The 5,041-nt window shown below is 63.2% G+C and carries 6 protein-coding genes; 3 read left to right on the plus strand and 3 right to left on the minus strand.

The window, feature by feature from the left end; all coding sequences use genetic code 11:
- Together J7I89_RS01505 and J7I89_RS01510 are read right to left on the minus strand one after the other, a co-directional pair.
- A partial coding sequence (locus J7I89_RS01505) for a BCCT family transporter (protein WP_214966666.1) occupies positions 1 to 797 on the minus strand: 797 nt, incomplete at its 3' end.
- A gap of 34 nt (positions 798 to 831) precedes the next feature.
- Positions 832 to 1,182, minus strand: a complete 351-nt coding sequence (locus tag J7I89_RS01510; RefSeq protein ID WP_214966667.1) for a bifunctional 3-phenylpropionate/cinnamic acid dioxygenase ferredoxin subunit — start codon at positions 1,180 to 1,182, stop codon at positions 832 to 834.
- 250 nt (positions 1,183 to 1,432) lie between these two features.
- Here J7I89_RS01510 and J7I89_RS01515 point away from each other — a divergent pair, with 250 nt between their 5' ends.
- Together J7I89_RS01515 and J7I89_RS01520 are read left to right on the plus strand one after the other, a co-directional pair.
- Positions 1,433 to 2,611 (plus strand): NAD(P)/FAD-dependent oxidoreductase, encoded by a 1,179-nt coding sequence (locus J7I89_RS01515; RefSeq protein ID WP_214966668.1) that lies wholly within the window; start codon positions 1,433 to 1,435, stop codon positions 2,609 to 2,611.
- Between the two features lie 99 nt (positions 2,612 to 2,710).
- Entirely contained in the window at positions 2,711 to 3,847 is a 1,137-nt protein-coding gene (locus J7I89_RS01520; RefSeq protein WP_214966669.1) for an aromatic ring-hydroxylating dioxygenase subunit alpha, read from the plus strand.
- A gap of 59 nt (positions 3,848 to 3,906) precedes the next feature.
- On the opposite strand, the gene J7I89_RS01525 is transcribed toward J7I89_RS01520, so the two are convergent.
- On the minus strand, positions 3,907 to 4,707 hold the full coding sequence (locus J7I89_RS01525; RefSeq protein WP_214966670.1) for an IclR family transcriptional regulator: 801 nt from the start codon (positions 4,705 to 4,707) through the stop codon (positions 3,907 to 3,909).
- A gap of 122 nt (positions 4,708 to 4,829) precedes the next feature.
- Here J7I89_RS01525 and J7I89_RS01530 point away from each other — a divergent pair.
- Positions 4,830 to 5,041, plus strand: a 212-nt coding sequence (locus J7I89_RS01530) for a hypothetical protein (protein ID WP_214966671.1), incomplete at its 3' end; no start/stop codon positions are given.

Raw genomic sequence — 5,041 nt, forward strand, 5'->3', positions numbered from 1 at the left:
AGGATGTTGATGAACTTCCCGATCGGCCCTTCCACCGTCCTGACGCCGAACAGTGAGGTGAAGGCGACGGAGATCAGTTGCCGGCGGCCGAGGCGGTAGGTGCCGTAGGCCATGGCGATGCCGACCACGGCGTACATGGCCCAGGGGTGCAGGGTCCAGTGGAAGATCGAGGTGGCCATGGCGGTCTGGATGGCTGCGGGGGTGCGGCCGTCCACGGTGCCGGGCGGGGGAGAGATGTAGTGGTAGAGCGGTTCGGCCACACCGTAGAACATGAGGCCGATGCCCATGCCGGCGGCGAACATCATCGCGACCCAGGAGACGGTCCGGAATTCGGGCTTTTCGCCGTCCTTGCCCAGCGGGATGTTGCCGAACTTGCCCAGGGCCAGCCAGAGGACGAAGATCACAAAGAGCGAGGCGGTGACCATGAAGAGCCAGCCGGTGTATTCCATGACCCAGTTCAGGACGCTTGTGGAGGTGACGGAGAGGCTGTCCCGGCCAACAAAGCCCCAGGCAACAAAGGCGACGGCGATGGCGCCCGTGATTCCGAAGGTGACCTTGTCGAGGGTGAGCTTTCGGTTGCGCCGTTCCGTCACGGCCTGTTCGGTTTTTGTCTGCCGCAGTTCCAGCAGGAGTTGATCGCAGTCCTCTGTGTCAAGGACGGGAGCGGACGGCAGGCGATCCGGGAGGTCGATCACGAGCGAGGCCTGCTGACCGTTCAGCTCCTCGGAGCTTTCGGGAGGGGTGTCTCCGCTGCTTCGTTCATCATCCTTTAAGCCAATGTCACTGTTCAATGCCATGAGATAGTCCTTTGCTTGGATTCATGGGCTGGTCCTAGATGTGGCCGTCGACTGTCAGGCCAGGGGGGAGGTTGGGGGCCTCTTCGGATTCGGTGATCATGATGTCGCCATCGATCACTGTCACTTCGTGGGAGCGGACCGGCAGCTTGGCTGGCGGGGCGTCGACGCTTCCCGTGCGTAAGTTGAACCTGGATGCGTGGAGCGGGCACTCGACCCAGCAGTCCTCCACCCAGCCGTCCGCCAGGGATGCGTCCTGGTGGGTGCAGGTGTCGTCAATGGCGAAGAGCTCGCCCTCCTCGGTATGGAAGACGGCGATGGGCGGTGACGTATTAAGCCGCAGCGCTTCGCCGGGTGCCAGTTCGCTGAGCGGGCATGCCTTGTGCATCGAGGGACCTCTTCTTCGTTCGTGGAGCCTTGACTCGCAACGGCCGCCGGGGGTAGTTCCGTAATCAACAACAGCAATCGCGATAAGCAACAGCGTGCGACAAGTCACGCGGCTTGTCAAGGTATTTCTTCTCTGTTGCTCGCCAACGGCTTCCCGATAAAGCGGGCCTTGACAGCGGCTGTGGGATAGATCACGCTGTTGCATATAGCGCTTGTTGTTGCGTAGGAAGCAATTGAAAGAGGACGTCGAAATGAAGACGCTTGCGATCGTAGGAGCCTCCCTGGCGGGACTTTCCGCTGGCCGGGCAGCCCGCGCCCAAGGCTTTACCGGACGACTGGTCATCATTGGCGATGAGCCGCACCGGCCGTACGACCGTCCGCCTCTGTCCAAGGACTTCCTCCTCGGTACGGTCACGGTGGAGGACCTATCCCTGGAGTGCGACACCGACGATCTGGATGCTGAATGGATGCTGGGCGCAGAGGCCGCTTCCCTGAATGCGTCTTCGCGGACCATCACCCTGAAGGACGGCCGCACCGTGCAGGCGGACGGCATTGTCATCGCCACAGGCGCGAGGGCACGGCAGCTACCCACCCTTGCCGGGCTGAGCAACGTCTTCACCCTGCGCACCCTGGCTGATGCACAAAGCCTGGCGCCCGAGCTGGTGCCCGGGAGCAGGATGGCTGTGATTGGTGCCGGCTTCATCGGGGCGGAAGTGGCATCTGCCGCTGCGTCGCGGGGCATGGAAGTCACCATGATCGACACCAAGCCGGTGCCGTTCGCCGCTCAGCTCGGTACGGAGATGGGCAGCGTGGTGGCCGGACTCCACACAGCCAACGGGGTGGAGCTCATTTCATCCGCCGTCATTGAGGACTTCTACAGCGGCGAAGGCAACGTCACAGGACTCCGGCTGGCCGGAGGACGCTACGTACCTGCCGACGTCGTAGTGGTTGGCATTGGAGCCGAGCCGAACACGGGGTGGCTGGCGGGTTCCGGCCTGGAGCTGCGCGGTGGCGTCGTGTGTGACTCGATGGGCCGCACCGGTCTGCCGGGAATCGTTGCCGTGGGCGACTGCGCCGCGTGGTTCGACCACGCCTCGGGCACTCACCGCAGGATCGAGCACTGGACCGGCGCCCTGGAGCGCGCTGCGCTGGCCGTCGAGGCGCTCCTGGACGCTGACGCCGCGCCGAAGCCGGCCAAGCCACACTATTTCTGGTCCGACCAGCACGGCGTCAAGCTGCAGTTCGCCGGCCACTCCGCCGGCTACGACCGGCTGGAGATCGAGGTTGGCGACGTCGTCACAAACAGCTGCCTTGCCGTGTACTACCGCGAGGATGTCCCCGTGGCGGTCCTGGGCATGAATCAGCCCCGGCTGTTCACCAAGTGGCGCCGGAGCCTCCCGGCGCCGGCTGCGGCCGCCGCATTGTCGTGAAGAACCGTTTTTCGAAAATCCCTGTACGTGAAAACCCCGTGTCCCTACATAGCTTCCGGCTTTCGTTGTTTGTTGATCATTGTTCGTTAGGAGGACAAATTGTCTGTTGAGGTAAGTACCCCGAGTCTGATTCCTACCCTTCCGGGGTCGACTTATGTGGATGAGGCCGTGTTCCGGGCTGAGCAGGAGCGGATTTTTGAGCAGATGTGGTTCTGCGCTATCCGTTCGGCGGATCTGGATAAGGCCGGTGCCTGGCAGACCGTGCAGATCGGGCGGGAGAGTGTGTTGATCAGCCGCACGCGCAAGGGCCAGATCCGGGGTTTCTATAACATCTGCCGGCACCGCGGCGTGAAGCTGTGCATGGAGGAAAAGGGCGAAGCGGCCCGTTCGTTCCAGTGTCCGTATCACGCCTGGACGTATGACTTCGAGGGCAAGCTCATCGCGGCGCCGAACCTGACCAAGATGCCGGACATCGACCGGGACGAGTACGGCCTGGTGAAGGTCCATATCCGGGAGTACCTGGGCTATGTCTGGGTGTGCCTGGCCGATGAGCCGCCGTCGTTCGAAGAGGACGTCATGGGCGCCATCGAGGAGCGCCTCGGTGATGTGCATGCCATCGACGGTTATGACGTGGCGAACCTGAGCCTGGGCCGGCGGATCCGGTATGACGTGAAGGCGAACTGGAAGCTCATCATTGAGAACTTCATGGAGTGCTACCACTGCGCCACGATCCACCCGGAACTGACCGAGGTCCTGCCGGAGTTCGCAGACGGTTTGGCCGCGCAGTACTTCGTGGGCCACGGGGCCGAGTTCGGCGAGGACGTCAAGGGCTTCACGGTGGACGGTTCCGAGGGCCTGGACCTGATCCCGGGCGTGAGCGAGGACCAGGACCGCCGCTACTACGCCATCACGATCAAGCCCACGGTGTTCGTGAACCTGGTCCCGGACCACGTGATCATCCACCGCATGTTCCCGATGGCAGCGGATCACACCATCGTGGAATGCGACTGGCTGTACCTGCCCAGCGTGGTGGAGAGCGGCAAGGATGTCAGCGCCTCGGTGGAGCTGTTCCACCGCGTGAACCAGCAGGACTTCGACGCCTGCGAGCGGTGCCAGCCGGCCATGGGCTCGAAGATCTACGCCAAGGGCGGCGTGCTGGTGCCCAGCGAGCACCACATCGGCGCCTTCCACGACTGGGTCCAGGAAATGATCGGCGACGTCAAGCCCGCTGGCTGAGCCGGATCCGACGTAGCGAAACATGGTTGAGCCCGCCGACCCCGGCGGGCTCAACCCGTTTAACGCCCGGTGTAGCCCATCTTTGCGCTGATCTTCAGCCCCGCCTCCCGAAGGCCCTGGATGAGGCCGGGTGTATTTTCCGGGTCGAAACGGAAGGACGGCCCGGAGATGCTGACCGCCGCGATGACCGTTCCGATGTGGTTGTACACCGGCGCAGCAACCGCGGTTAGCCCAATCTCAAACTCCTCGTGAACAACTGCGTACCCATCGCGGGCTATGGAGAGCAGCTCCTTCTCCAAGGCGACCCGGTCGGTGACGGTGCGGGATGTGCGGCTCGTCAGTCCGACTTTTTTGTAAATCTGGTTCCGTTCGTCAACGGGCAATGCCGCCAAAAGGATCTTGCCGCTGGAGGTGGCGTGGAGGGGCGTGAGACTGCCCACCCAGTCATACGTGGCCAGTGTTGAAGGGCCCATGGCCTGGTCTACGTTGACGGCGTAGTTGGAGCGCAGGACGGCAAGGTTCACCGTCTCCTTGTATTCGTCCGCAAGGTTTTCCAGGATGGAACGGGCCTCGTGCACCAGGCTGAGCCGGCCGGGAATCGCGCTGGCGAGGCGTAGGATTCCAAAGCCCAGCTGATACTTTCCCCGGTCGTTGTTCTGTCGCACGATCTCCCTGGCAACCAGCGATCCGAGCAGCCGTGAGACCGTGGATTTGTGAACGCCGAGTTCTTCGGCGATTTCGCTGACGCCGGCATGGCCGGTTCTGGCCAGGATGTCCAGCACTTGGAAGGCGCGGTCTACGGACTGAACACCTCCACCCTGCCCCTCGGTGTCAGCTTCTAGGCCGTCTTTTGCAGCCATGGCTGGTGCCCCCGTGCCGTTGCCGTGACGAGCGGTGACCCGAGTCGTCCGTACAGTCCTGTTTGCTTCACAGGAATGATCCTAGACCGAGATGGCAGTTCACCGTCATTTTGCTGTCCCGGATGTGTGGGGCCCCTACATCCAAGAACGCAGAACGCCCCGCCGCGGACAATCCGCGGCGGGGCGTTCTTATCACAGGCGGTCAGGCGCCGTTCACGGGCGCCATCGCATCCGCCGTCGAAAAATCAGAGCTTGTTGGCTGCCTCAGCGTCGGAGCTGGTGCCGGCCGGGGCTGCGCCGAGGTTGGCGCGGAGTTTGGCGCCGAGTTCGGCGT

The sequence above is a fragment of the Arthrobacter sp. ISL-5 genome (genome assembly GCF_018613835.1).
Lineage (GTDB): Bacteria > Actinomycetota > Actinomycetes > Actinomycetales > Micrococcaceae > Arthrobacter.